Annotated in this window: 21 protein-coding genes and 1 pseudogene; 14 read left to right on the forward strand and 8 right to left on the reverse strand. The window is 53.0% G+C overall.

Going from position 1 to position 25,547, the window contains the following annotated elements; translation table 11 throughout:
- Window positions 1-87: 87 nt before the first annotated feature.
- On the reverse strand, window positions 88-519 hold the full coding sequence (locus ACLRGG_RS08795) for a transposase (RefSeq protein ID WP_416249362.1): 432 nt from the start codon (window positions 517-519) through the stop codon (window positions 88-90).
- A 542-nt stretch (window positions 520-1,061) separates the two neighbouring features.
- On the opposite strand from ACLRGG_RS08795, the gene ACLRGG_RS08800 reads away from it, so the two are divergent.
- Together ACLRGG_RS08800 and ACLRGG_RS08805 are read left to right on the forward strand one after the other, a co-directional pair.
- Window positions 1,062-2,318, forward strand: coding sequence for an MATE family efflux transporter (locus ACLRGG_RS08800; protein WP_416249363.1), 1,257 nt, complete (start codon window positions 1,062-1,064; stop codon window positions 2,316-2,318).
- Between the two features lie 8 nt (window positions 2,319-2,326).
- On the forward strand, window positions 2,327-3,286 hold the full coding sequence (locus ACLRGG_RS08805) for an ATP-grasp fold amidoligase family protein (protein WP_416249364.1): 960 nt from the start codon (window positions 2,327-2,329) through the stop codon (window positions 3,284-3,286).
- A gap of 62 nt (window positions 3,287-3,348) precedes the next feature.
- Here the strand turns inward: ACLRGG_RS08805 and ACLRGG_RS08810 are convergent, their stop codons facing one another.
- Window positions 3,349-3,630, reverse strand: a complete 282-nt coding sequence (locus tag ACLRGG_RS08810) for a YjcB family protein (RefSeq protein ID WP_416249365.1) — start codon at window positions 3,628-3,630, stop codon at window positions 3,349-3,351.
- A gap of 173 nt (window positions 3,631-3,803) precedes the next feature.
- Window positions 3,804-4,205: a superoxide response transcriptional regulator SoxS gene (gene soxS, locus ACLRGG_RS08815; protein WP_416249366.1), complete on the reverse strand. Its 402-nt coding sequence runs from the start codon at window positions 4,203-4,205 to the stop codon at window positions 3,804-3,806.
- A 125-nt stretch (window positions 4,206-4,330) separates the two neighbouring features.
- Between soxS and soxR the strand changes: the two genes are divergently transcribed.
- From soxR to ACLRGG_RS08840, 5 genes and pseudogenes are all read left to right on the forward strand, one after another.
- Entirely contained in the window at window positions 4,331-4,801 is a 471-nt protein-coding gene (gene soxR, locus ACLRGG_RS08820; RefSeq protein ID WP_416249367.1) for a redox-sensitive transcriptional activator SoxR, read from the forward strand.
- Between the two features lie 41 nt (window positions 4,802-4,842).
- Window positions 4,843-5,505 carry a glutathione S-transferase family protein gene (locus ACLRGG_RS08825; protein WP_416249368.1) on the forward strand — a complete coding sequence of 221 codons (663 nt, stop codon included), beginning with the start codon at window positions 4,843-4,845 and terminating at the stop codon, window positions 5,503-5,505.
- Window positions 5,506-5,897: 392 nt separating this feature from the next.
- Window positions 5,898-7,247, forward strand: a complete 1,350-nt coding sequence (locus ACLRGG_RS08830; protein ID WP_416249369.1) for an NCS2 family permease — start codon at window positions 5,898-5,900, stop codon at window positions 7,245-7,247.
- A gap of 168 nt (window positions 7,248-7,415) precedes the next feature.
- Complete coding sequence (locus ACLRGG_RS08835) at window positions 7,416-9,065, forward strand: Na+/H+ antiporter (protein WP_416249370.1); 1,650 nt, start codon at window positions 7,416-7,418, stop codon at window positions 9,063-9,065.
- A gap of 207 nt (window positions 9,066-9,272) precedes the next feature.
- Window positions 9,273-9,864: pseudogene (locus ACLRGG_RS08840) on the forward strand (Rpn family recombination-promoting nuclease/putative transposase); the annotation flags it as partial.
- A gap of 135 nt (window positions 9,865-9,999) precedes the next feature.
- On the opposite strand, the gene ACLRGG_RS08845 reads toward ACLRGG_RS08840, so the two are convergent.
- Complete coding sequence (locus ACLRGG_RS08845) at window positions 10,000-10,902, reverse strand: LysR family transcriptional regulator (RefSeq protein ID WP_416249371.1); 903 nt, start codon at window positions 10,900-10,902, stop codon at window positions 10,000-10,002.
- A 101-nt stretch (window positions 10,903-11,003) separates the two neighbouring features.
- On the opposite strand from ACLRGG_RS08845, the gene ACLRGG_RS08850 reads away from it, so the two are divergent.
- The 3 genes from ACLRGG_RS08850 to ACLRGG_RS08860 all read left to right on the forward strand — a co-directional run bounded on the left by ACLRGG_RS08850 (window position 11,004) and on the right by ACLRGG_RS08860 (window position 12,848).
- Window positions 11,004-11,432: a CidA/LrgA family protein gene (locus tag ACLRGG_RS08850; protein WP_416249372.1), complete on the forward strand. Its 429-nt coding sequence runs from the start codon at window positions 11,004-11,006 to the stop codon at window positions 11,430-11,432.
- A complete protein-coding gene (locus ACLRGG_RS08855) occupies window positions 11,425-12,123 on the forward strand; it encodes an LrgB family protein (RefSeq protein ID WP_416249373.1) in 699 nt (232 codons plus the stop codon). The genes ACLRGG_RS08850 and ACLRGG_RS08855 overlap by 8 nt, the downstream gene beginning before the upstream one ends.
- 179 nt (window positions 12,124-12,302) lie before the next feature.
- Complete coding sequence (locus ACLRGG_RS08860; RefSeq protein ID WP_416249374.1) at window positions 12,303-12,848, forward strand: YfaZ family outer membrane protein; 546 nt, start codon at window positions 12,303-12,305, stop codon at window positions 12,846-12,848.
- Between the two features lie 48 nt (window positions 12,849-12,896).
- Here ACLRGG_RS08860 and ACLRGG_RS08865 read toward each other — a convergent pair whose 3' ends face one another.
- The 3 genes from ACLRGG_RS08865 to acs all read right to left on the reverse strand — a co-directional run bounded on the left by ACLRGG_RS08865 (window position 12,897) and on the right by acs (window position 17,139).
- Window positions 12,897-14,564: a cation acetate symporter gene (locus ACLRGG_RS08865; RefSeq protein ID WP_416249375.1), complete on the reverse strand. Its 1,668-nt coding sequence runs from the start codon at window positions 14,562-14,564 to the stop codon at window positions 12,897-12,899.
- The gene (locus ACLRGG_RS08870; protein ID WP_067704401.1) at window positions 14,561-14,872 is read right to left on the reverse strand and encodes a DUF485 domain-containing protein; all 312 of its coding nucleotides are present in this window, start codon (window positions 14,870-14,872) and stop codon (window positions 14,561-14,563) included. The genes ACLRGG_RS08865 and ACLRGG_RS08870 overlap by 4 nt, the downstream gene beginning before the upstream one ends.
- Window positions 14,873-15,183: 311 nt before the next feature.
- Window positions 15,184-17,139, reverse strand: coding sequence for an acetate--CoA ligase (gene acs, locus ACLRGG_RS08875; protein ID WP_416249376.1), 1,956 nt, complete (start codon window positions 17,137-17,139; stop codon window positions 15,184-15,186).
- Between the two features lie 531 nt (window positions 17,140-17,670).
- Here acs and gltP point away from each other — a divergent pair.
- Window positions 17,671-18,975 carry a glutamate/aspartate:proton symporter GltP gene (gene gltP, locus ACLRGG_RS08880; RefSeq protein ID WP_416249377.1) on the forward strand — a complete coding sequence of 435 codons (1,305 nt, stop codon included), beginning with the start codon at window positions 17,671-17,673 and terminating at the stop codon, window positions 18,973-18,975.
- A gap of 385 nt (window positions 18,976-19,360) precedes the next feature.
- Window positions 19,361-20,905, forward strand: coding sequence for a methyl-accepting chemotaxis protein (locus tag ACLRGG_RS08885; protein WP_416249378.1), 1,545 nt, complete (start codon window positions 19,361-19,363; stop codon window positions 20,903-20,905).
- A 609-nt stretch (window positions 20,906-21,514) separates the two neighbouring features.
- Here the strand turns inward: ACLRGG_RS08885 and sbmA are convergent.
- Window positions 21,515-22,741 carry a peptide antibiotic transporter SbmA gene (gene sbmA / locus ACLRGG_RS08890; protein WP_416249379.1) on the reverse strand — a complete coding sequence of 409 codons (1,227 nt, stop codon included), beginning with the start codon at window positions 22,739-22,741 and terminating at the stop codon, window positions 21,515-21,517.
- Between the two features lie 283 nt (window positions 22,742-23,024).
- Here sbmA and ACLRGG_RS08895 point away from each other — a divergent pair, with 283 nt between their 5' ends.
- On the forward strand, window positions 23,025-23,762 hold the full coding sequence (locus ACLRGG_RS08895; protein ID WP_416249380.1) for a gluconate 2-dehydrogenase subunit 3 family protein: 738 nt from the start codon (window positions 23,025-23,027) through the stop codon (window positions 23,760-23,762).
- A 2-nt stretch (window positions 23,763-23,764) separates the two neighbouring features.
- On the forward strand, window positions 23,765-25,546 hold the full coding sequence (locus ACLRGG_RS08900; protein ID WP_416249592.1) for a GMC family oxidoreductase: 1,782 nt from the start codon (window positions 23,765-23,767) through the stop codon (window positions 25,544-25,546).
- Window position 25,547 lies beyond the last annotated feature (1 nt).

The raw sequence follows: 25,547 nt of genomic DNA on the forward strand, positions 1-25,547 counted from the left end.
TGGACACTGCTAACACATCAAGTAAAAGCGACGCAACAGGAACCATTTATAGATTTCAATTAGCATTAAAGATATTTAAATTTTGTATCAGCAGTCACGGGTTTTAAGATTATTGCCCGAACCCTGATGATTTTCACTATTGTATGGATAGTGGTAAACACTACGGCTAATATCAAGCAGGCGGCAGCTTCGGCGAGTTCCGATTTCAAACGTATCCTGAAGGTAATTCACCGCCTGCCGCTTATCGTGAGTCGTAAAGAAGTTCTTTAAAACGCTTTGCAGCATCTCTTTATCCGAGGAAAGTATCTGCAGCTCGCGTTCAAAGTGATGCACCTTATCCTCTAACTCTTTGATTTTTCTTCCTTCCTCTGAGGATAGCCCAGCATATTTCTTCTTCCAGCTATAGAAGGTGGCCTCAGAAATCCCCAATTCTTCACAAATCTCTTTAACCTTTACACCACTATCAGATGCTTTAATGGCATTGGTGATTTGCTCTTCGCTATATCGTGACTTTCTCATAAATGCTATTACCTTTCTTAACTATAATGTGATGAGAGTAACTGCACTATTTAATGGATCTGATTAATGAACCAATAAGGGCAATGACGTTAAGTGCGCGATTTTTAAGACAGCCATTAAGTTAAGGGATTATGGATAAATATCATCATGGGATTTCTCCTATTTTATTTCTAAAGGCCGGAGTTAGCTTTCGATATTTGGGTTTTTGTTATAAATTCGTTTCATGCCGACAACAAGACCAGTATCTAATTCAGAATTCTCCAGCAGGCGAAGGAGGTTTTCTGTGCGAATCTGTTTTCCGTCAGGCAGCCTTTTCAGACGAAGGCCGGGGGTATCAAGGCCAGGTAAACACAGAAAAAGTTATTGCCTTGAGTTAGTATTTTAAAATAACGCTTTTCGTTAAGAGCGAAAACTATCCTGCTGTATGATTGAAAATATTCAGGCGTCTTTTTTCGCCAGGGGAAATTCAGCAAATTTCTTTTGTTGTAAACAAGGATGTACCGTTTTTTGCAGTAAGTAGTTCGTGTCAAAAGGATGCTTTAATGAAACACAGTGTTATGTCAAACGCCGCCTGGATGATGTCGGAAAAAATCGTTTCTGTCTTCGGCGTGATATTTGTGACGTCTTATGTCGCGAAATCATTTGGTCCTACTGTTTTTGGACAAATAGCATTTTCTGCTTCACTTTTTTCAATTGTTCAGACGATTGCCATTTTTGGCACAGAGACCATTTTATTTAAGAGTATTAGCAAAAGCGTGCCAAAGGGAATGCGCCTGATGGCGGTAGCGAAGCAGTTGCGGATGGCGCTTTTGCTCATACTTTCTTTACCCGTATTACTTTACGTTTGGCTGACCATGCGCGAAAACTTTATGGTATTTGCGATCGCCTCTTTTCTGTCAGCCATGTTCGTTACACAGGATATTTTTAGCGTTTACAATAATGCGCGGCTGGCTTCGAGAATGAATACCGTAGCCAATGCCACGGGAATGATACTGAGCTTCGCCATCAGTTTTACCATTGCCTGGATGAAGCTCAGCCCGTTACTGTTGTCGCTGTCGATTGTTGCCGTTACGCTGGTGCCCTATCTGATTAAACGCGGCATGTTTTATCAGGCGCAGAACATGACTCCGCCACCCCAGCGTAAACATAAAACCTATCTGCGCTACCTGCTGCATGCGGGCCTGCCGCTGGCCATATCCAGCGTGTTTATCTCGATTCAGGTAAAGCTGGCGCAGTTTTTTTTGGTTGGGGTGGGATCAGCGCATGAGCTGGGGCTGTTTACTGCCGCGAATACGATATCGGCATCGTGGATTTTTATCCCTGTGGCGATCATTACGTCCTGTTTTACGGAGATATTCAGGGCGCGGTCGGATGTTGCAATCCGGTTGGCCTCAAGGCTCTACGGCTATGTTATGGCAGTCTCATTTCTGATGCTTATTTTTATTGCGCTGTTTGGCGACAGAATTATCAGTGTCCTCTTTGGGCACGACTACACACAATCTGGAAATCTCGTTACGTTATTGTCGTTAGCAACCTGCTTTTCGGCAATGGGGACAGTAGCTTATCGCTATATGGTGAAAGAAGGTGGTTTTAATTATCTGTTGGTAAAGATTATTTTACTGGTGGTAATTAGCGTGGCAACCAACTGGTTCTTCATCCGTTCCTGGGGGTTAACAGGCGCAGCCTGGAGTGTTCTTGTGACGGAGCTCTTATCCCTTACCGTAATGAATTATTTCTTTAAGAATGCCGTCATTCTTAAAATACAGCTTTCCTCACTTAACTACAAAACCTACAAATGAGGTGAAAAATGTTCAAGCTCAAAACTGAACTGAGAAAAGGCGTCTTATATCTGTTAAAAAAGATGCCGTGGTCCTGTCAGGACAGAATCTATTATTTTCATAAATTTAGAAAGTTACCTAACATTCGCCAGCCGAAGTTATTTAATGAGAAGGTTTTATATCGTAAATTTATCACCGGAGACTACGTTCGTTATGGGATCCTATCGGATAAAATTCTTGTGAGAGACTATATTTCAAAAACCATCGGCGAAGAGTATCTCATTCCGCTGCTGCATGAAACGGCCGATCCCATTACGCTGCTGGGACTTAAATCATTAAAGAATACCGTTATCAAACCGAACCACGGTTCCGGTATGGTAGAAATCTTTCTGGATGAGCCGGACTGCATCCAGAAGCAGCTGTTGATTAAACGCTGTGAAGAGTGGCTCAGCCGTGATTTCTCGCATGAGGCGCGCGAAATTCACTATCGCTACATAAAACCCAGGATTCTGGTGGAACAGTATGTAGGCGACGGTAAGTTCGCGGCTATTGACTATAAGTTTCATATGTTTAATAAAAAAGACGGCAACTATGAGTACGTGCTGCAGGTGATTTATAACCGCAGCGGCAACTCGCCGCTCTCAATGAACTTTTATGTCAACAATCTCAGCCACTGCTTCTACAAGATCCGCGATACGGGCCTGGATATCAGCAGCGATCGGGAGACGCTCGAGAAGGCGCTGGAGTTGAGTAAGAAGCTGGCGAGTGACTTCGATTATGTCCGCGTTGACTGGTACATCAGTGAAGGCCAGATCTACTTTGGCGAGCTGACGTTCACGCCAGGCGCGGGAATGGTCACCGGACTGGAGCAGGGACTCGATAAAATGATGGGTGATATGTGGCTACAGGAGCGTAAATCCGCCGCGCTGCCGCGTGCGCACCGCCCGGAAGAGATAACGCCATTGCCTGCTGTATTTAAGAAGATCTGAAGGTGTGGCTAATGTAAACGGTGAGCCGCCTGTCAGGCAGAATTAGCGGCTCACGGGTGCGGTTAAGGCATGGGGTAATCGGCGGGGGTGTGACTCATAACGTCGATAAAGACAGCTTTAGTAACGTGCCAAAAATTCTGCAGGTTGCTCATGTTTAGCGTCATGCCGAGCAGGCCGGTAACAAACCAGCAGGACATACCAATCCCGATGCCGGTAAAGATAAAGGCCATTGCGTTATGGCTGCTTTTGCGGCACCTGACGTTAAACGTGCTGGCAAGAAACATCATCACCGCACTTACCAGTTCCCATCTCATTAATACCAGGCTTGTGGTTAAGGTTCCCATATCTCGTTCAAACTCCGTGAATAACTGCCCTGACAATAGGTAGTGGCATCACGTATTCTGGACGAAGGGTTGCCAGGATAAGCCCTTAGTCGAAGCTGACCCTGAGGGTCATATAAATGTGACGACGGTCACATTATATCACTCGTTTTTAAAATTTGAATAATTTTTAGGCGTTAAAGCAGGCTATCGCTGCAATATCCTCTGCCGGCGCCACAGTCAAAGGCGTAGCTGGGCTGCCGGGTGAGCGACTGACGGCGCATGCTTTGGCGATAAGCGGTTGGCGTCAGGGAAAACTGACGGCGGAAAACGCGGGAAAATGTCTGCTGAGAATCATAGCCATACTGCATCGCAATATCAAAAACCGGGCGCTGCGTCTGACGAAGCGCTTCAGCCGCCAGCGTCAGCCTCCGCTCACGAATATACCCCCCCAGCGTCTGTTTGGTCACGGTGCGGAACATCCGCTGCAGATGCCATTTCGAATAGCCTGATTTTGCGGCGACGTCATCAATAGACAGGGTTTTATCAAGATTATTCTCTATCCAGTCGGTCAGCGTGTGGATGATGTTGTCATGCATACCTCTTTTCTCCCTGGTTCAGCGGCGCTGTCAGCCCCGAATGAGTAAGTTGCGCGAGAAACGATGTCGCCTTCTCAATGGCTGCTGAGTATAATTCCTCAAGTTAACTTGAGGTAAAGGGCGAAATGAAAAAAAATCTTCACGGCGCGAACAAGCGTGAACTGACCCCAGGCGATGTGGCGCAACGCTGTGGGGTAGCCGTATCAGCGCTCCATTTCTATGAAAGTAAAGGATTAATCAGCAGCTTTCGCAATGCGGGAAATCAGCGGCGCTATAACCGTGACGTACTGCGACGGGTCGCAATCGTTAAAATTGCCCAGCGCATCGGTATTCCACTGGCAACCATTGGTGAGCATCTGCTGCAATTTCCACCCGGAAAAAGGATGTCGCCTAAGGACTGGCGAGGCCTGACCGAACGCTGGCGGGAAGAGCTGGATCGACGTATCGCGACGCTGACGCGACTGCGCGACGACCTGGACGGCTGTATCGGCTGCGGCTGTCTGTCTATGGCCGACTGCCCATTGCGCAACCCAGATGACCGTCTTGGCGAAAGGGGGACCGGTGCGATCCTGCTGGAACCGGCGAACGAGCCATAGGGTCTATACTCAACGCTTTGCGATCAACATAAGGACAGCCCATGATTACCCTTCACCATCTGAATAATTCCCGCTCACAGCGCGTACTCTGGATGCTGGAAGAGCTTGAGGTTGCATATGAAATCAAACGTTACCAGCGCGAAGCATCAATGCTGGCACCCGAGGCGCTAAAAAAAGTGCATCCGCTGGGCAAATCTCCGGTGATTACCGATGGCGATCGGGTTATTGCGGAGTCGGGCGCGATTCTTGAGTACCTTGCAGAGCGCTATGATAGCGAAAACCGATTAACACCCGTTGATGATGACGCGCATCTTCAGGCTCGTTACTGGCTGCACTATGCGGAGGGGTCGCTGATGCCGTTGCTGGTAATGAAGCTGATCTTTGGCAGGATGGGGAAACCGCCGGTGCCCTGGCTGTTACGGCCGATTGGTGGCGCATTTGGTAAGGGGGTGCAAAAGGCGTATCTCGATAAACAGCTGGCCACGCATCGGGAATTTATTGAGCAGCACCTGAGCCGGAATGCATGGTTTGCCGGCACGCAGATAAGCATTGCCGATGTGCAAATGAGCTTTCCTCTACAGGCGCTTTCGGCACGTGGTGGGGCGGGAAACTCGCCAGCTATTCAGGCGTGGTTAAGCAAAGTGCAGGCCCGAAGCGCCTGGCAGCGCGCCCTGCAACAGGGTGGCGAAGTCAACCTTAGCTAACTCTTTCCCTGAAATTAGCCTGCGCGGCGCAGGTGGCTTCCTGCGTCACGGCATCATAAGAAAGTGCTATTAGAGCGCATTATGCCGTATGAGTAGAGTCACCGTGGTGGCTAATTGAGCAGGGCTAGCGCCCTGATCACCCGGTTGGCGTAAATATATGCGCGATCGGAGTTGAATCTGCGGCATTAAAGGCTGGATAATCGTTTGCCTTTTAAAACAATGCGGCTTTTTTGCGTGGCGTAGTAAACGTTTCCCTTTTTTTCCGATCGTCGCCTCTTATGGGGGTTTTTGCGATCTGTGAACATAGCGGCCCAGGATGTAAACGTTGAACCCGGTTGTGCTTCCTGCACCATGCATTGATAAATCAAAAAAATTTTCAGGGGATTTTCACTATGTCGACTCCATCACAACCGGCGCGCGGAACGTTCGATGCCTGGTTTAAGATTTCTGCGCGAGGAAGCTCCGTTCGTCAGGAGATCCTGGCGGGTCTGACCACCTTCCTGGCAATGGTCTATTCGGTGATCGTGGTCCCATCAATGTTAGGCAAAGCCGGTTTCCCACCCGCGGCGGTATTTGTTTCAACCTGTCTGGTCGCCGGTTTTGGTTCGCTGATTATGGGAATGTGGGCCAATCTGCCAATGGCTATTGGCTGCGCAATTTCACTGACGGCCTTTACCGCTTTTAGCCTGGTGCTGGGTCAGCATATCAGCGTGCCAGTGGCGCTGGGGGCGGTATTCCTGATGGGGATACTCTTTACCATCATTTCAGCGACCGGCATTCGGGCCTGGATCCTGCGAAATCTGCCGATGGGTGTTGCACACGGAACGGGCGTTGGCATTGGACTTTTCCTTCTGCTGATCGCGGCCGACGGCGTAGGCCTGGTCGTGAAGAACCCCGCACCCGGCTTACCGGTGGCGCTGGGTGATTTCGCCTCTTTTCCGGTGATCATGTCACTACTGGGACTTGCGGTCATTTTTGGGCTGGAGAAGCTGCGCGTGCCGGGCGGTATTCTGCTGACCATCATTGGCATTTCCGTTATCGGGCTAATTTTCGATCCGGCCGTGAAATATCAGGGACTGTTTGCACTACCCAGCCTGCATGATGCCCAGGGCAATTCGCTGTTTTTTAGCCTGGATATTCTGGGTGCGCTCAAGCCTGCCGTGCTGCCGAGCGTACTGGCGCTGGTCATGACGGCCGTATTTGACGCCACTGGTACCATCCGCGCCGTGGCCGGGCAGGCTAACCTGTTGGATAAAGATAATCAGATTATCAGCGGCGGCAAAGCGCTGACCACGGACTCCGTCAGCAGTATTTTCGCCGGTCTGGTGGGCGCTTCTCCAGCGGCTGTTTATATTGAATCGGCGGCAGGCACGGCGGCGGGCGGCAAAACGGGCCTGACGGCGATAGTGGTGGGCATCCTGTTTCTGCTGATCCTGTTCCTTTCTCCACTGGCGTATCTGGTGCCTGGTTATGCGACGGCACCGGCGCTAATGTATGTTGGCCTGCTGATGCTTAGCAACGTATCAAAGATTGATTTTGAAGACTTTGTTGATGCGATGTCCGGGCTGCTGGCTGCGGTATTTATTGTTCTGACCTGTAACATCGTTACCGGCATTATGCTCGGCTTTGGTTCGCTGGTCGTTGGTCGGATTTTTGCTGGCGAGTGGCGCAGGTTGAACCCAGGTACGGTGATTATTGCCATCGCGCTGGTCGCCTTCTACGCAGGCGGTTGGGCCATCTGATGCCTCGCGGGCCGTGAATACGGCCCCGTTAACTATTCAGGTTATTTTGCGTCGATAGCGCACATCCTGTTTTTAAACCACTTGAATTTTTGTTTTACTATTACAGCGAACAGGCTGATTTAATCGATTGGATCACGTGTAAAACCCAGGAAGACGTTTAAGGAAAGCATGGAAATCTTTTTTACTATCCTCATATTAACGCTGGTGGTGTCGCTGTCTGGCGTTGCTGCCCGCATTATTCCCTTTCAAATTCCGCTGCCGCTGGTTCAGATAGCGATGGGGGCGCTGCTTGCCTGGCCTACATTCGGTCTGCACGTAGACTTCGATCCTGAACTGTTTCTGGTGCTGTTTATTCCGCCGCTTCTGTTTGCCGACGGCTGGAAGACACCAACCAGCGAGTTCCTGCATCACGGACGCGAAATTATTGGTCTGGCGCTGGTGCTGGTGCTGATCACAGTGGTCGGTATTGGCTATCTGATTTACTGGCTGGTGCCCGGTATTCCCCTGTTGGGTGCTTTTGCCCTGGCGGCAGTACTTTCGCCCACCGATGCCGTGGCATTGTCTGGCATTGTCGGAGAAGGGCGCATCCCGAAAAAAATCATGTCAATCCTGCAGGGTGAGGCGCTGATGAACGACGCGTCTGGCCTGGTGTCACTGAAGTTTGCCGTTGCGGTCGCGATGGGAACGATGGTGTTTACCGTGTCGGGCGCCACCCTTGAGTTCTGCAAGGTCGCGATTGGTGGTCTGCTGGCCGGGATCGCAATCTGCTGGCTGTATGGTAAGTCGCTGCGCCTGTTCAGCCGCTGGAGCGGGGACGATCCGGCAACCCAGACTGTGCTGCTGCTGCTACTGCCCTTTGCCTCTTACCTGATTGCGGAACACATTGGCGTATCCGGTATCCTGGCCGCCGTTGCGGCGGGAATGACAATCACCCGCTCTGGCATTATCCGTCAGGCCCCGCTTGCTATGCGTTTGCGTGCTAACAGCGTGTGGCAGATGCTGGAATTTGTCTTTAATGGCATGGTATTCCTGATGCTGGGTCTGCAACTGCCGGGTATCCTTGATACCTCGATAAGTCAGGCGAAGGCTGATCCTAACGTCGAGTTGTGGATGCTGTTTGCCTCGGTAGTGATGATTTATGGCGCACTGATGATCGTGCGTTTTGGCTGGTTGTGGATGATGCAGTTAATCAGTAAGCGCGTGCTTAAAAAGAGCCCGATGGAATTCAGCAGCTATTCGCTGCGTGAGCTGTTAATTGCCTCATTTGCGGGCGTACGCGGTGCCATTACGCTGGCTGGTGTACTCTCTATTCCGCTCTACCTGACCAATGGGGATGCTTATCCCGCTCGCTATGAGTTGATATTCCTGGCGACCGGCGTGATCCTGCTTTCCCTGCTGGTGGGTGTTGTGCTGCTGCCCCTGCTGCTGCGTGGTATTCCCGGCATGGACAAAACGGCGCATCGACATGAAGTGCAGATGGCGCGCGCGGTTATGGCGGGTACGGCGATTGAAAGCCTGCACAAAATGGAGGAGCGTCTGATTGCCGACACCGAAGAGAATATTGACGTTGAACTGCTGAAAGAGGTGAGTTCGCGGGTGATTGGCAATATGCGCCGCCGGGTGGATGGTAAAGAGGATTTAGAGCGTGCGCTGTTTGCCGAAAATCTTGAGCGCCGCTTCCGCCTGACTGCGCTTCGTGCGGAGCGCGGGGAGCTTTATCATCTGCGCGCAACGCAAAAAATCAGCAACGAGACCATGCAAAAACTGCTGCACGATCTTGACCTGCTGGAAACGCTGCTTATCGAGAAAGAAGAGTAACCATTGCCCCCGCGGACTATCAGGGTTCGCGGGGAATTCTATATTCGTTCGTCCAATCTGCGTTTGTTTAGCCGTGACCTTAATCGTGGCCTGTTTCATTTCAGTACGCTGCCAGGAGTGATACCTTCATTTCGCCCCGCCCGTTCGCCTTAAACGCTCTGTAATCCCTGCGGTCAGGATGACCATACAATTAAAGGGGGTAATGACGTGTCGGAAAGGAATTCGAAGGGCGGTAAGAGAGTCACTCAGACGCCACACGATCTGGTTTTCAAACAATTTCTTACCCATCCCGAAACCGCGCGGGATTTTATGCAGCTGCATTTGCCAAAACAGCTACAGGCCCTCTGCGACCTCAGTACCCTTAAGCTGGGGTCAGGGAGCTTTGTTGAAGAGAGCCTGTGTCCCTATTTCAGTGACGTCCTTTACAGTCTGAAACCAGCACCGGTGATGCCTGGATCCACGTTCTGATTGAACATCAGTCCACACCTGATAAGCATATGGCCTTGCGGCTGCTCCGCTTTGCCGTGGCAGCTATGCAGCGCCATCTTGATGCCGGAAAAAGAAGCTGCCGCTGGTTATTCCGGTATTGTTTTATACCGGCAGGTGTAGTCCCTATCCTTATTCCATCAGATGGCTTGACCACTTCGACGATCCAGCGCTGGCGCAGATTCTTTACAGCGGGAATTTCCCACTGGTCGATGTGACAGTTATCGCCGATGACGACATTATGAATCACCGTAGTATGGCGGCCCGCACCATGCTGCTGAATGGTATCGATCGCCCTACTATCGTTAAAATGACCGGCCTGTCAAAAGAAACCCTGGCGCAGATCCGCCACTAAACTTCGTTAAAATGACCGGCCTGTCAGAAGAAGTCCTGGCGCAGATCCGCCACTAAACGTGGTTCGGGCAGCTTTCGCCGCGAATGTACCGGCTTAAACCGATAGCCTGGGTGTCTCACCCGGCCAGAATTCCCGGCAGCAGGCTATCCATGCCTGGGCGCTTTTTGACAGATAGCTCCCTTCCTGCCAGATCAGTCCCAGCTTCCAGACCAGCTCCGACTCCAGAGGCAGCCACAGCAGATGGGTTTTATCCAGCCGCTGACAGATAGGCTCCGGTAAAATCGCCACGCCCATCCCGGCCTGCACCATTGCTGCCAGAAAATCCCACTGACCGCTGCGTACCGCAATCTGCGGCGTAAAACCGCTTGCCTGAAAGGCGCGCATCAGCTGGCGGTTAAGCGAAAATTCCTCGTTATAAATCAGGATGGGATGCCCGGCCAGTTCAGCAATGGGCATATGCGTCCGGCACAGCCAGGCCTGGGTCCGTGGCACCAGAACGCAAAGTGGATGACTCATCAGCGGCAGGGCGTTGAGCGGTAAATCATCGGCGACCGGCAGCGCGGTCAGGGCAATATCGAGCGTGCCTGACAGAACGGCCTGCTGTACGGTCAGTCCGCCAAATTCAGAAATCTTCAGCTCTACGCCCGGGTAGCGCTGGCGAAACGCAGAAATTGAATCCGCAATCTGCATGCCGACCATAGGAGGAATGCCCAGCCGCAGTTCGCCGGTTTTCAGATCGTTGATATCGCTAATTTCTGCCTCCAGCTGCTTAAACTCCTGAAGAATAGTGACTCCGCGCTGAAAAACCGCCTGACCGGTATCGGTTAAGTGCAGCTTACGGCCCTCACGGATCAATAGCGTACAGCCCAGCTCGTCCTCAAGCTGGCGCAGCATTTTACTGATGGTGGGTTGGGTTACAAAAAGCTGCTCAGCCGCACGAGTAAAGCTTTGCTGGCGCACCACTTCCACAAAATAACGCAGGGCCCGAACATCCATAAACATTCCTTTAAGGCATAGTTTGGATAATATTAAGTCATTTTTTTCACGCTTTGATACCGCTTTATACTCTTTCTCTACACCGTTCAGGAGAAATCATTATGGCGTTGGTACCACGCCCGTCGATATCCGGCGGATGGCAGCGAGTGCAGATTCCGCTTCAGGTGGCGCTTTATGTCGCTTTTTTTCTACTTGCTGAACAGCTGGTGGACCGTCTGCATCTCCCCTTACCGGCGAATATCGTCGGTATGCTGCTGCTGCTGGCGTTGATTATGCTGCGCGTGCTGCCGTTAAACTGGGTGAAGGCGGGTTCGCGCTGGCTGCTGGCCGAGATGCTGCTGTTCTTTATACCTGCCGTTGTGGCAGTGGTGAACTATTCACAGCTACTGCGCGTGGAGGGGTGGCGCATCATGCTGGTGATAGGCATCAGTACGCTGCTGGTTTTAAGCGCTACCGCACTGGTCGTGGATCGCGTGTACCGTTTCGAGATCTGGTTTGCCCAGCGCAGGCGGGAGAAGGGCGATGAGTGATTTTTTTATCAGCGTGCTGTGTCTGGTGGCAACCGTACTGATTTATCTGCTCAATAAGCGCCTCTATCGCCACTGGCACAGGCTGCTGCTGATGCCGCTGGTAATGACGCCGATGGTTTTGGTTGCTCTGCTGTTGCTCACCCATATCTCATGGCAGAACTATATTGGTGAGAGCCACTGGTTACTCTGGCTGCTGGGACCGGCAACGCTGGCATTTGCCGTACCGGTTTACGAAAACAGGGCGATTATCCGTCGTCACTGGCTCTCGCTCAGCGCGGGCGTCGTTACCGCGACGCTGGTTGCCGTTTGCAGTTCAGTCTGGCTGGCCCGGCTGCTGACCCTGCCAGAGGCGATTCAGCGCAGCCTGGCCGTGCGTTCCATTACCACGCCCTTTGCGTTAGCGGCGGCTAAGCAGATTGGTGGCCAGCCCGATCTGGTGGCGCTGTTTGTGGTGATTACCGGCGTGTTTGGCATGGCCACAGGCGATCTGCTGTTTATCCGACTGGCGGTAAAGCAGGGGATGGCGAAGGGGGCCGGTTTCGGTGCTGCCTCGCACGGTGCCGGTACGGCGCGGGCCTATGAAATTGGGCAGGAAGAGGGGGTGGTGGCAAGCCTGGTTATGATGCTTTCCGGCGTGGTGACGGTGATTTTCGCCCCCGCTATCAGCCATATTATGTGGGCCGCACTCTGACCGCTGCGGCCGGCTTCTGTCTTTTACGGCGGAGATGAGCGCGCAGGCGAGTCAGAGGTTGGGGGAGAAGTGAGTAAAGTGTGTGCAGATAAGCGGATTTCTCATGTTATTCAGCCTGAAGTTGGTTTACTCTGCGAAGCCGCCGGTAAAGGGCGTGAGTAAATTCACAGGAGAATAAAATGAAAGCAGTGGCAACTCTTGCAGGCGCAGTGGCGATTTTCGCCCTCGCAGGTCCGGCGCAGGCAATCGAAGGCGGCGTGGACGTCGGCGAGCATTACACTAACGTGCGCGTGGGAATGGGCACCACCTCGCCAGGCTTTGCGCTGTCAGGTAACTGGTTACGTAGCGATCATGACGGTAATGCTGAAAGCGTCGGTCTGGGCTATAACGTGGCGGTTGGCGACCTGTTTCTCTCCCCAACCGTTAAGGTTATGTCAACCAACCCTACCGACAGTAAGGATGGCTACGCCGTCGCAGTCGGTGGCAGCGCACAGTACGCGGTGAACAGAATGTTTAACGTTTTTGGCGAGTACTACTACTCCCCGGATGCGTTCTCCAGCCATATTGACGACTATCAGGAAGCCTCGGCAGGCGTGAGTTTCCAGCCGATTTCGCTGGTGGACGTGCGCGTAGGCTATAAATACATGACCATGAACGGCAAAGATGGCCGTAAAGATAATGTGATTGCTGATGGCCCGTATGTCGGTGCAGCGCTGCATTTCTGATGTAAAAAAGGCGAATCGCAGGATTCGCCTTTCTCCCGCCCGCTTGCGCTAATGCCCCTGCCCGTCGTCTATCCCTATCCCCGTTTGTGACCTGACAAACTGCGCCTTAAAGCGCAGACGCTCCTGTTTGCCGTCGGCTGAGCTGTCCGTTACCGAGAACAGCCAGATGCCAATAAAGGCGACTGCCATGGAGAAAAGCGCAGGATATTCATAGGGGAAAATCGGCTTAGCGTGTCCCAGTACCTGAACCCACACCGTCGGGCCTAAGATCATCAGCACCACTGCCGTCAGCAGTCCCAGCCAGCCGCCGATCATCGCGCCACGCGTGGTCAGCTTCGACCAGTACATCGACAGCAGGATCACCGGAAAATTACAGCTGGCGGCAACGGAGAAGGCCAGCCCCACCATAAAGGCAATATTCTGCTTCTCAAACAAAATGCCCAGCGCGATGGCAACGAAACCCAGCACTACCACAGTGATTTTGGACACGTTCAGCTCCTGCCGCTCCGTTGCCTGGCCCTTACGTATCACGCTGGCATACAGGTCATGCGACACGGCTGAGGCACCGGCCAGCGTCAGCCCGGAAACCACGGCCAGGATAGTGGCAAAGGCCACCGCAGAGATAAATCCGAGAAACAGACTGCCGCCCACGGCATCCGCCAGATGTACCGCAGCCATATTATTCCCGCCGATCAGCGCGCCTGTCGCATCTTTAAAAGCCGGGTTAGCACCGACCAGCAGAATGGCTCCGAAGCCGATAATAAAGGTAAGAATATAGAAATAGCCCATAAAGCCGGTGGCGTAGAACACGCTTTTCCGTGCGGCGCGCGCATCGCTGACGGTGAAAAAGCGCATCAAAATATGCGGCAGGCCGGCGGTGCCAAACATCAGGCCCAGGCCGAGCGACAGCGCTGAAATGGGGTCGTTAACCAGGCCGCCGGGCCGCATAATCGCGATGCCTTTTGGGTGAACCGCAATGGCCTGCGTAAACAGATTATTAAAGCTGAAACCCACCGTTTTCATCACCATGATGGCCATAAAAGTGGCACCAAACAGCAGCAGCACTGCTTTGATGATCTGTACCCAGGTGGTGGCCAGCATGCCGCCAAACAGGACATAGAGCATCATCAGAATACCGACCAGTACGACGGCGACATGATAATTAAGACCGAACAGTAGCTGAATAAGCTTACCTGCCCCTACCATCTGTGCAATCAGATACAGCGCCACCACCGCCAGCGATCCGCAGGCGGAGAGCGTACGGATCGGAAGCTGTTTCAGACGGTATGAAGCCACGTCGGCGAAGGTAAAGCGCCCCAGGTTACGCAAGCGTTCGGCGATCAGGAACAGGATAACGGGCCAGCCGACGAGGAACCCGAGCGAGTAAATCAGTCCGTCGTAGCCCGAGGTGTAGACCAGCGCCGAGATGCCGAGGAACGAGGCCGCCGACATAAAGTCTCCGGCCATTGCCAGACCATTCTGAAAGCCGGTGATGTTGCCGCCAGCGGTATAGTAATCACTGCGTGAGCGGGTGCGCTTTGCGGCCCACCAGGTAATGCCCAACGTAGCGGCGACAAAGATAATGAACATCACGATGGCTTCGTAGTTGACCGGCTGCCGCTCAACCGCGCCGCTGAGCGTATCAGCCGACCGGGCAGAAAAGGCGATCGGTGACAGCAGGGCAGGAAGCGCATAACACAGGGAGCGTCGTTTCATCCCTTCACCTCTTTCAGCAGCTGACGCGTCAGGCGATCAAACTCGCCGTTAGCCCGCCAGACGTAAAGACCGGTGAGCAGGAAGGAGATAAGAATTAAACCGATACCAATGGGAATACCACGCGTCACGCTGGTACCCGCATAAAGCGGCGTGCCCAGCCAGCCCGGCGCAAAGGCGATCAGCAGAATAAAACCGACATAGAGGATAAGTACAATGGCAGTGAGCAGGGCGGCAAAGGTCTGGCGTTTTCTGACCAGCTCTTTGAAGCGCGCACTCTTCTCCATCCGTTGATAAATAACGTCATTCATCATAGTTTCTCCAGAGGGTATAGGTTGGCGGTCTTTCCAGCGCTGCCGGATAATGTCCGCCTCCGGAATGCTCTTTAATATTTTTTTCGAACTAAATAACGCTGCGTAATATCGCTATACGTTGTTGCTTACCCGGTTGCGCCATGCCAGTTATCGTTATAACGCTTAAAAATGAATTTTCATTTATTCGGCTATAATCCAGGATCTGAAATAATAAAAGAGGGTTCGGAAAGGCTGAGTTAAGGAATATTATGGGAGCCTTATCATAATTATAATGAGGCTCCCGGGTGCTTTACTCGTCAGTAAATTAGTTAAGGCATTTTAATGGCCTGTTTTTCCTCAAGCAATTTATCCACCACGCCCGGATCCGCCAGCGTAGAGGTATCCCCCAGGTTACTGACATCACCGGCTGCAATTTTGCGTAATATCCGTCGCATGATTTTTCCCGAACGAGTTTTTGGCAGGGAATCTGTCCAGTGTAAAATATCCGGCGTGGCAATAGCGCCAATCTCCTTGCGCACCCAGCTGCGAACCTCGGCATATAATTCCGGTGACGGCTCTTCGCCGGTGTTAAGGGTAATATAGGCGTAGATCGCCTGTCCCTTAATACTGTGAGGAATGCCAACAACGGCCGCTTCGGCAATTTTTGCATGAGAAACCAGCGCAGATTCAATCTCTGCCGTCCCCAGCCGGTGGCCGGAGACATTAAGCACGTCGTCCACGCGGCCGGTTATCCAGTAGTAGCCGTCCTCATCGCGCCGTGCGCCGTCCCCGCTGAAGTACATGTTTTTAAACGTAGAAAAATAGGTTTGCTCAAAACGGTCGTGATCGTTAAACAGCGTGCGGGCCTGACCGGGCCAGGAGTCGATAATGACCAGATTTCCTTCGCAGGCTCCTTCCTGCGCACTCCCTTCGTTATCCACCAGCGCAGGCTGGACGCCAAAGAAGGGTTTAGTTGCCGAACCCGCCTTCAGCTCGGTGGCCCCGGGCAGCGGCGCGATCATAAAGCCGCCGGTCTCCGTTTGCCACCAGGTATCGACGATAGGGCAGCGGCCATCGCCGATTTTGTTGTAATACCACTCCCAGGCTTCCGGGTTGATGGGCTCGCCAACTGAACCGAGGATCCGCAGGCTGGTACGGTGTGTCCCGGCTATCGCCTTATCGCCCTCCGCCATCAGTGCGCGGATAGCCGTTGGCGCCGTATACAGCAGCGTGACCTTATGCTTGTCCACTACCTCAGCCATGCGCGCGGGCGTTGGCCAGTTGGGTACGCCTTCAAACATGAGCGTGGTGGCACCACAGGCCAGCGGCCCGTATAGCAGGTAGCTGTGACCGGTGATCCAGCCCACGTCGGCGGTGCACCAGTACACATCTTCAGGGTGATAATCGAACACGTATTTAAAGGTGGCGGCGGCATAGACCAGATAGCCGCCGGTGGTGTGCAAAACGCCTTTGGGTTTGCCGGTGGAACCCGAGGTATAAAGGATGAACAGGGGATCCTCAGCGTTCATCTCTTCCGGCTGGTGGTGAGCACTGGCCTTATTCACCAGCTCATGCCACCAGATATCCCGGCCGTTTTCCCAGCCTGAATCCACACCCGTGCGGCGGAAAACCACGACGTTAGTGACCGAGGTGACTTTCGGATTCGCCAGCGCAAGGTCGACGTTCTTTTTCAGTGGGATGGTGCGTCCGGCGCGGAGACCTTCGTCTGCGGTCACCACCAGTCTGGCATTGGAATCAATAATGCGGCCAGCCACTGCGTCCGGTGAAAAACCACCAAATATGACGGAGTGGATCGCACCAATGCGCGCGCAGGCGAGCATGGCGATAGCGGCCTCGGGCACCATTGGCATATAGATGGCGACAACATCACCTTTTTTGACCTCCAGCTCCTTCAGCGCATTGGCGAAGCGGCAGACTTCACGGTGCAGCTCGCGAAAGGTGAGCGTTTTACTTTCGCTGGCATCATCGCCTTCCCAAATGATTGCAGGATGATCGCCCCGGCTATGCAGATGGCGATCAAGGCAGTTGGCAGCAAGGTTCAACGTACCGTCTTCAAACCAGCGGATATCGATATTACCCGGCGCGAAGGAGGTGTTTTTCACGCAGGTATAAGGCTTAATCCAGTCGAGGATCTGGCCCTGTTCCCCCCAGAAAGCATCCGGGTCCTGTACCGACAGCTGGTACATTGACTGATACTGTTGGGCATTAATCAGGGTGTGCTCCGCAATGCTGGCGGGGACGGGATGTCTGTATTGTTGGCTCATGGCTGATCTCCTTGAAGTTGTTAATACTATGTCAACCAAAGGTTAAATGGAGTATGCCGCGTGGCTTTGTTTTCTTTTTGCGCGACAGATCACGTCATAGCGCCCTTGGTAATAATAAGGGCATTAATGACCTTAAGTTAGCGGGTTCAAAGGGCGTGAGAAGTCGCTTAAGTCATTGACTCACGCAACTCACCGTGTAATTTTTAGTCAATTAAATCCGGCAATGCATAGCGATCAAAGGCGAGGTTTGCATAGCTATGCGTAATCCTTTCACAATATTGCTAATTATAACAACAGGTTAAATCTTTGGGGTTGTTCCAGAGCTTTATCCTGTCAGGCGCGAATAAAGTAGCCACATTTCACGCAGGCTTGCATTTGTACCAGTGAAAATGGTACTTATCATCTGCCTGAGAATCAGGTATCAACCATCCCATATCCGTGAATTAGCCGACTTCGGCAAAGCCTCCCTTGAGCGTGATTCATTCCGCAGCCCACCGCGGAGAGCGGGTTTTGTTAAGGAAAAGATAAGTTATGAAAGCTGCTAAATTCAGCCTGGCCTGGCAAATATTGACGGCGCTGGTCCTGGGGATCATCGTTGGCACGATACTGCATAACCAACCCTCCGATCGTGAATGGTTAATCATCAATATACTCAGCCCGGCCGGTGATATCTTTATTCATCTGATCAAGATGATTGTTGTACCTATCGTTATCTCTACATTGATTGTAGGCATTGCCGGCGTCGGCGATGCGAAAAAACTGGGACGCATTGGGGTAAAAACCATCGTCTACTTTGAAGTGATTACCACCATTGCCATTGTGGTAGGTATTACCCTGGCGAACGTGTTTCAGCCCGGCTACGGCATTGATATGTCGACGCTGGCAACGGTGGATATCTCTAAGTATGAAGCGACAACGGCGCAGGTGCAGGGAGGCGCGCACAGTCTGGTCACCACTATCCTGTCGCTTATCCCGCAAAACATTTTCGCTGCCATAGCGAAAGGTGACATGCTGCCGATTATCTTCTTCTCGGTGCTGTTTGGACTGGGGCTCTCCTCACTGCCCTCTGAACATCGCGAACCGCTGTTGAAGGTGTTCCGCTCTACCTCAGAAGCGATGTTCAAGGTAACGCATATGATTATGCGCTATGCGCCAATTGGCGTCTTTGCGCTGATCTCCGTAACCATTGCTAACTTCGGTTTTGCCTCGTTATGGCCGCTGGCTAAGCTGGTTATTCTGGTTTACGCGGCGATCCTCTTTTTCGCCTTCGTGGTGCTGGGCACCGTTGCCCGCATCTGTAATCTGCGTATCACTACCCTGATACGTATCCTGAAAGAGGAGCTGATCCTGGCATATTCGACCTCCAGCTCTGAAACTGTGCTGCCGCGCATTATGGAGAAGATGGAGGCCTACGGCGCGCCGAAATCGATTTGCAGCTTTGTTGTTCCTACCGGCTACTCGTTTAATCTGGACGGTTCCACGCTCTATCAGAGTATTGCTGCGATATTTATTGCCCAGCTGTATGGCATTAACCTGTCCATCGGGCAGGAGATCGTTCTGGTACTGACCCTGATGGTGACATCTAAAGGTATCGCCGGCGTGCCTGGCGTCTCCTTTGTGGTCCTGCTGGCAACGCTGGGCAGCGTAGGCATCCCGCTGGAGGGGCTGGCGTTTATTGCCGGTGTTGACCGTATTATGGATATGGCGCGGACTGCCCTTAACGTCATTGGCAACGCACTGGCAGTGCTGGTTATCGCCAAGTGGGAACACCAGTTTGATTCAAAGCGGGCTGTTGCTTATGAAGCAAAAATGAAGCATGTGGCGCTGAATCCTTAACACCCGGCCTGTGCGGGGCAACCACGGCGTGGGGCGTCAGGCAGTTAACGCTGCGACGGCCCACGCTGGCCCGCGCCATCCGTTAAATGTATAACCTCATTATGCAAGCGTAAGCGGCGTACCATTAAGAGTACGATGGCCGCGGGTACCCTGGGGTATCCTGATAATATTGTTAAGTTCAGCTTAACTAAAGGGCTTTGCCCTGAGGCTGACGCCGAACTCTCTCTCTGTGGGTGGATAACTGCCCGGCCTCCGCCTGCTTTGCAACCGCTATCGCAAAATGGCGATTACAGGCTAAAGATCCGCTCATTCCCGCCGAAAATAATAAAAAATAATAATCATTTAATTCAAGCTCAGTCCTGCCACTGCTTCAAGGATCCATCGCATGCGAACCAATCTACCCGTTACCCAGCAGGAATATCCGTTTGACGACAGCGCGACGCTGATGTCGACCACGGATACCCTCAGCCACATCACCTACGCCAATGATGCCTTTATCGCGGTTAGCGGCTTCGAACCTGATGAGATTAACGGGCAGCCTCATAATACCGTGCGCCACCCGGATATGCCGCCAGAAGCCTTTGCTGATATGTGGGCGACGCTGAAGCAGGGTGAACCCTGGACGGCACTGGTCAAAAATCGCCGTAAAAATGGCGATCACTACTGGGTCAGAGCAAATGCGATCCCGGTGGTGCGTGAAGGGAAGGTGCAGGGCTATATGTCAGTGCGAACCAAACCCAGTGCAGAAGAGATTCAAAAAACGGAACGGCTTTACCGCGAGTTTCGCGAGGGGAAGCGTAAGGGCTGGCGTTTCCATAAAGGCTTGCTGGTGCGCACCGGTCTGCTGAGATGGCGCTCGATATTTAAGATCCTGCCGCTGCGCTGGCGCATCCGGACCACCCTGGCCACCCTTCTACCCTTAAGCCTGGCTGGCGTCTGGGCGTTGGGTATGGCCGCGCAGCCTCTGAGCCTCTTTGCGGGTATCATGGCCGTGGTGCTTTTTATGGCCTGCGCCTGGCTGGAGCAGCAGGTCTCCCGCCCGATAGAACGCGTTTGTCAGCAGGCGCTGCGGGTTGCGACCGGCGCCAGTCATAAGGTCGATCAGCTTGACCGGGTGGACGAGGTGGGCACCACGCTGCGTGCCGTCGGCCAGCTGGGACTGATGTTTCGCTGGCTGGTGGATGATATCAGCGGGCAGGCCGTAAACGTCCTCAGCGGCAGCGATGCCATCGCGCAGGGAAATAACGATCTCAGCCGCCGTACCGAACAGGCGGCAGCAAACGTACAGCAGACCGCCGCAACGATGAATGAAATGACTGCGACGGTGAAAAGTAATACCGAAACCGCCAGGCAGGTGGACACCCTGTCGCAAAGTACGCGGGATGCGGCGATGCAGGGCGGGCAGGCCATGAACGACATGGTGAGTATGATGGATGAGATCGCTCTCAGCTCGCAGAAAATCGCCAGCATAACCAGCGTCATCGACGGTATTGCCTTTCAGACGAATATTCTGGCGCTCAATGCCGCAGTAGAGGCCGCCCGCGCCGGTGAAGAGGGTAAAGGCTTTGCCGTAGTGGCAGGGGAAGTACGCAGTCTGGCCCAGCGCAGCGCAAAGGCCGCCAGTGAAATTAAAGTGCTGGTTGAAAACAGTACGGCTAAGGTCCAGTCCGGCAGTCAGCATGTGAACGATGCCGGAAAGACGATGGAAGCGATCGTTTCCCAGGTGCAGAACGTCACCGCGCTGGTAGCACAGATAAGCGCGGCTACCGCTGAGCAGGCTACCGCCCTCAGCGAGGTCAGCCTGGCGGTAGAAGATCTGGATAATATTACTCATCAAAACGCGGCAAGGGTCGAAGAGGGCGCACAGGCGTCGGATCGTATGGCGCGTCAGGCGACCAGGCTGGTTGAGGCGATTAGCGTATTCCGTTAGCCGTCTGGTCAGCACCGCTCTTGCCTGTCTCTCAGGCGCGCGCGTAGCTGTTAATCGCTGGCCTGTCGGTCAGCGATTAACAGCTCAGGGGAGCAACAAAAAAAAGCAGACCTCTCGGTCTGCTCTCTGAAACGCCCTGGTGTTGGCGTGATGGAAACTGAGTCAGGGTGCCTGCGGCGGTGAGAGGATGTCACCTCTCACCAATACCTTAATCATGCGTTTTTATTCTGTCTGACATTTATGCACCAGAAAACCCATTGTTTTTTATATTATTTAGTTATCTCATGCAGCCATTTTATTAATAGAACGTGATAGTTTCTGCAAAGAATAGCTTATCGGACACTATCTGAGTGTCTATAGCATTAATAGTAGTTATTTTTTTAATAATTTCCGGTTTTTTTAAATCTGACCGGGTCGGTTAAATAGCGCGCTTTGCCTGATATGAGTCCGCTGCTGGAGCGTTGATGAATCAGCGAGATATTATGCTAAATTAATGCATGATACGAAATGGAAATAATTAGCTGTTCTACGTAAGGAAATTCCTGGCTATATCTGCCTGCCCGACTCTCCCTGTTTATGCGGCGGCCCCATTCAGGGCCGCCGATCCGTTCACAGGCTTACGCTCTCTTTATCCGGCTGTCCATTCAACACCTGTTCAAAGCTGCGCAGACGCTTGTAAATCGACAGCAATTCCACCAGCGTCGTCCAGGAGTTGATCAGATACTGGAACGAACTGCGCACCTGATCAAATACATTCGTTATCTGCGTCATTAATCCCAGCGTAATCGCACCGGTAATGATGGAGGGAAACAGGACGAAAAGGCTGAAAACGGCATCAAGCTGCAAATAGAGGATACGGGCAATATTAAAATAAAGGTAATGAAAGTAGAGGCGGAAATAGTTTTTACGCACGTTAGAAAAAAGTTTTCGTACGGTCGGCGGCGTGGCGCGCTGCGGATCATCTTCGCCATAGACCAGCTCTTTACGGTAGGCGGCTTCCACCCGCTGATTACGGAATGAGAGTCCGGGAAGTTTAATGCCGATGACGGCCAGCATACCGGTGCCAAGCAGTGACCAGAGTATGGCGGCAATCACCAGTGCGTAGGGAATACTGCCCAGAATGGGCACGGTTTTCACATGCACCGACAGCGCGACCAGTACCGGCAGAAATGCAATCAGCGTCATAATTGCGTTAATAAAACTGACGCCCATATCCTCAAGCGTGGAGGAGAAACGCATGGTGTCTTCCTGCACACGCTGGGCTGCCCCTTCTATCCCGCGCAGCCGTGACCAGTGCGCCATATAGTAGTTGTTCATCGCCGTGCGCCAGCGGAAGACGTAATGGCTGATAAAAAACATATTAAGTACGTTAATGACCACCGCAATCAGCGCAATACTGAGGAAACCCGCCATCTGCGTATAAAACGTCTCAATTTTAACGGTATTCGGGTGTGACATCGCCTGCTGAATCAGATCGTAAAAGGGCTCATACCAGCTGTTGACCGCCACGCCAACCTGCACGGAAAACCAGGTGGCAAAGATAATCAGCGCCGATCCCAGCACCGACCAGCGCTGCCACGGGTGAGGGCTGCACAGGAACCACATCCCAGCAAACAGGGTAACCACCACCAGATAATAGAGATAGAAAGCCAGCCCGTCCGGCGCAATAAACCGTAGCGCATTATTGGGCAGTGGCGCGTTGGCATGTCCGGCAAACAGCGGCAGGTGAAGGATCCCGTCTCTGCCGCCGCCAAACCATAGCAGGATGGCAAGGGCGCTCCAGAGAATAACACTGCTGAAGAACAGCGCTGGCCGGGGGAAGAAAGATTTAAACATAGACACTCCGCTGTTAATGTTCTCTTTTTATAACGCTTTTTAACGTTAACGGTCTCATCACGGTTGTTTCTATTAATTTCAACGCCGCAAGTATTGTTAATGAATTAGTGCTTTTTTGTTTGTTTTGCTAAATTCTTGCTGAGATAACTGTTAAACTTAACCTTTGTTACCGGTAACAAAGGGCTTAATACCCCTGGTTTTTCAATTACTACTAAAATAGACCCTCAGGCAATCGTCAATCCCGATCGTTTTCACGCGGCTTAGGCGTGAATAAGGCAATGTTATGTCGCAAGAAAAGAAGGGTAGCTCCCGCAGGGAGTTCCTGCTCAAGACTATTACCCTCGCACCCGCCGTCGCCATTGGTACCAGCGGGGTGGGTTCTCTCACCGCTGCGGCCCCTGCCATGGCTAAAGAGCCTCTCCCCACTGGCCCTCAGCGGGCCAGAAACTACCAGCCCAGCTGGTTCACCCCGGAAGAGTATGCCTTCCTCCAGGCTGCGGTCGCCCGCCTGATCCCGGCCGACGATCGGGGACCCGGCGCGCTGGAAGCGGGCGTCGCGGAGTATATCGACAGGCAAATGAATACGCCCTATGCCACCGGTGCTAACTGGTATATGCAGGGGCCTTTCCACCCCGAGGCTGATAAGGCGCTGGGCTATCAGCTACCGCTGGTGCCGCAGCAGATCTATCGCCTGGGCCTCGCCGACGCGGATGCGGCGGCTAAAGCGAAGCACGGCAGCGTCTTCGCCCGCCTGCATGCGGAGCAGCAGGATGCGCTGCTTGAGGCTTTTGAAGCCGGGAGCGTCGAATTCAGGCAGGTTCCGTCCACGCTATTCTTCAGCTATCTGCTACAAAACACGCGGGAGGGCTTTTTCAGCGATCCCATCCACGGCGGCAATCAGGGGATGGCTGGCTGGCAGCTGATTGGTTTTCCCGGCGCGCGCGCAGACTTTATGGACTGGGTGGAGCGTGGTGAGCGCTATCCGTTCCCACCGGTCTCAATTCGCGGGGAGAGGAGCTGATGTTGGGCACTGAAATGAAAAAGGTGGATGCGGTAATCGTTGGCTTTGGCTGGGCCGGGTCGATAATGGCAAAAGAACTCACCGAGGCCGGCCTGAATGTCGTGGCGCTGGAGCGTGGGCCGCATCGTGATACTTATCCGGACGGCGCCTACCCGCAGGTCATTGACGAACTCACCTATAACATTCGTAAAAAGCTTTTTCAGGATCTGTCGAAAAGCACCGTAACCATTCGCCACAATTCGGCGCAGACCGCGCAGCCCTATCGTCAGCTGGCGGCATTTCTGCCGGGGACCGGTACCGGTGGCGCAGGGCTGCACTGGTCGGGCGTTCACTTTCGCGTCGATCCCATCGAGCTGCGGATGCGCAGCCATTATGAAGAACGCTATGGTAAAAAATTTATCCCCGAAGGGATGACCATTCAGGACTTCGGGGTGACCTATGAAGAACTCGAACCCTTCTTCGATAAAGCAGAAAAAGTTTTTGGTACCTCAGGCTCTGAATGGCGTGTCAGGGGGAAAGTCGTCGGTCAGGGCAAGGGCAACCCGTTTGCGCCCGACCGATCGCAGCCCTTCCCGCTGCCCGCGCAGAAGCGCACTTTCTCGGCACAAATGTTTGCGCAGGCGGCAGAATCGGTGGGCTACCATCCATACGACCTGCCCTCGGCCAACACCTCCGGCCCCTATACCAACACCTATGGCGCGCAGATGGGACCATGCAACTTCTGCGGCTACTGTAGCGGTTATGCCTGCTACATGTACTCGAAGGCGTCGCCAAACGTCAATGTGCTGCCCGCGCTACGCCAGGAAGCGGGATTTGAGCTGCGCGAAAATTCCAACGTGATGCGCGTAAACCTGACGGCAGATAAAAAGCGCGCCACTGGCGTCACCTATGTTGATGCGCTGGGCCGTCAGATTGAGCAGCAGGCCGATCTGGTTATCCTTTCGGCATTTCAGTTCCATAACGTGCATCTGATGCTGCTCTCGGGTATTGGCAAGCCTTACGATCCGGTGACGAATGAGGGGGTGGTGGGCCGCAACTTTGCCTACCAGAACATCTCCACCATTAAGGCCTTCTTCGATAAAAGCGTCTTTACCAATAACTTTATTGGGGCGGGCGGCGCGGGCGTCGGGGTGGATGATTTTAACGCCGATAACTTCGACCACGGCAAATATGGCTTCGTAGGTGGCTCACCTTTTTGGGTAAACCAGGCGGGCGTGAAGCCGATTTCCGGCCTGCCTACGCCACCGGGTACGCCCGGCTGGGGCAGCAAGTGGAAAGCGGCGGTAGCCGATCACTACACGCATCACGTTTCCATGGATGCGCACGGTGCGCACCAGTCTTATCGCAGCAACTACCTGGATCTGGATCCCACTTACAAGGACGCCTTTGGTCAGCCGCTGCTGCGTATGACTTTTGACTGGCAGGAAAACGACATCAAAATGTCGCAGTTTATGCATGGCCGCATGCATAAAATTGCCGAGGCCATGAATCCCATGACGATCAGCGGCTCGCCAAAAATGCCGGGAACACACTTCGACACCACCGTTTATCAGACCACCCATATGAACGGCGGGGCAATTATGGGAGACGACCCGAAAACCAGCGCGCTGAATCGCTATCTGCAAAGCTGGGACGTACCGAACGTGTTTGTGCCGGGTGCTTCGGCGTTTCCACAGGGGCTGGGCTATAACCCAACTGGCCTGGTGGCTGCCCTGACGTACTGGTCAGCGAAGGCGATCCGTGAACGGTATCTGAAGGAGCCAGGCCCGCTGGTGCAGGCGTGAG

Source organism: Erwinia sp. PPS120, assembly GCF_047918655.1.
Taxonomy (GTDB): Bacteria; Pseudomonadota; Gammaproteobacteria; order Enterobacterales; family Enterobacteriaceae; genus Erwinia; species Erwinia tasmaniensis_A.

Bases quoted from the DNA above. Each gene is read 5' to 3' on its own strand.
- soxS (WP_416249366.1), bottom strand. From the start codon at position 4,205: ATGCATGACAACATCATCCACACGCTGACCGACTGGATAGAGAATAAT.
- ACLRGG_RS08855 (WP_416249373.1), top strand. From the start codon at position 11,425: ATGAGTGATTTTTTTATCAGCGTGCTGTGTCTGGTGGCAACCGTACTG.
- ACLRGG_RS08860 (WP_416249374.1), top strand. From the start codon at position 12,303: ATGAAAGCAGTGGCAACTCTTGCAGGCGCAGTGGCGATTTTCGCCCTC.
- sbmA (WP_416249379.1), bottom strand. From the start codon at position 22,741: ATGTTTAAATCTTTCTTCCCCCGGCCAGCGCTGTTCTTCAGCAGTGTT.
- ACLRGG_RS08805 (WP_416249364.1), top strand. From the start codon at position 2,327: ATGTTCAAGCTCAAAACTGAACTGAGAAAAGGCGTCTTATATCTGTTA.
- ACLRGG_RS08885 (WP_416249378.1), top strand. From the start codon at position 19,361: ATGCGAACCAATCTACCCGTTACCCAGCAGGAATATCCGTTTGACGAC.
- soxR (WP_416249367.1), top strand. From the start codon at position 4,331: ATGAAAAAAAATCTTCACGGCGCGAACAAGCGTGAACTGACCCCAGGC.
- acs (WP_416249376.1), bottom strand. From the start codon at position 17,139: ATGAGCCAACAATACAGACATCCCGTCCCCGCCAGCATTGCGGAGCAC.
- ACLRGG_RS08835 (WP_416249370.1), top strand. From the start codon at position 7,416: ATGGAAATCTTTTTTACTATCCTCATATTAACGCTGGTGGTGTCGCTG.
- ACLRGG_RS08810 (WP_416249365.1), bottom strand. From the start codon at position 3,630: ATGGGAACCTTAACCACAAGCCTGGTATTAATGAGATGGGAACTGGTA.
- ACLRGG_RS08865 (WP_416249375.1), bottom strand. From the start codon at position 14,564: ATGAAACGACGCTCCCTGTGTTATGCGCTTCCTGCCCTGCTGTCACCG.
- ACLRGG_RS08845 (WP_416249371.1), bottom strand. From the start codon at position 10,902: ATGGATGTTCGGGCCCTGCGTTATTTTGTGGAAGTGGTGCGCCAGCAA.
- gltP (WP_416249377.1), top strand. From the start codon at position 17,671: ATGAAAGCTGCTAAATTCAGCCTGGCCTGGCAAATATTGACGGCGCTG.
- ACLRGG_RS08830 (WP_416249369.1), top strand. From the start codon at position 5,898: ATGTCGACTCCATCACAACCGGCGCGCGGAACGTTCGATGCCTGGTTT.
- ACLRGG_RS08800 (WP_416249363.1), top strand. From the start codon at position 1,062: ATGAAACACAGTGTTATGTCAAACGCCGCCTGGATGATGTCGGAAAAA.
- ACLRGG_RS08825 (WP_416249368.1), top strand. From the start codon at position 4,843: ATGATTACCCTTCACCATCTGAATAATTCCCGCTCACAGCGCGTACTC.
- ACLRGG_RS08870 (WP_067704401.1), bottom strand. From the start codon at position 14,872: ATGAATGACGTTATTTATCAACGGATGGAGAAGAGTGCGCGCTTCAAA.
- ACLRGG_RS08850 (WP_416249372.1), top strand. From the start codon at position 11,004: ATGGCGTTGGTACCACGCCCGTCGATATCCGGCGGATGGCAGCGAGTG.
- ACLRGG_RS08895 (WP_416249380.1), top strand. From the start codon at position 23,025: ATGTCGCAAGAAAAGAAGGGTAGCTCCCGCAGGGAGTTCCTGCTCAAG.
- ACLRGG_RS08795 (WP_416249362.1), bottom strand. From the start codon at position 519: ATGAGAAAGTCACGATATAGCGAAGAGCAAATCACCAATGCCATTAAA.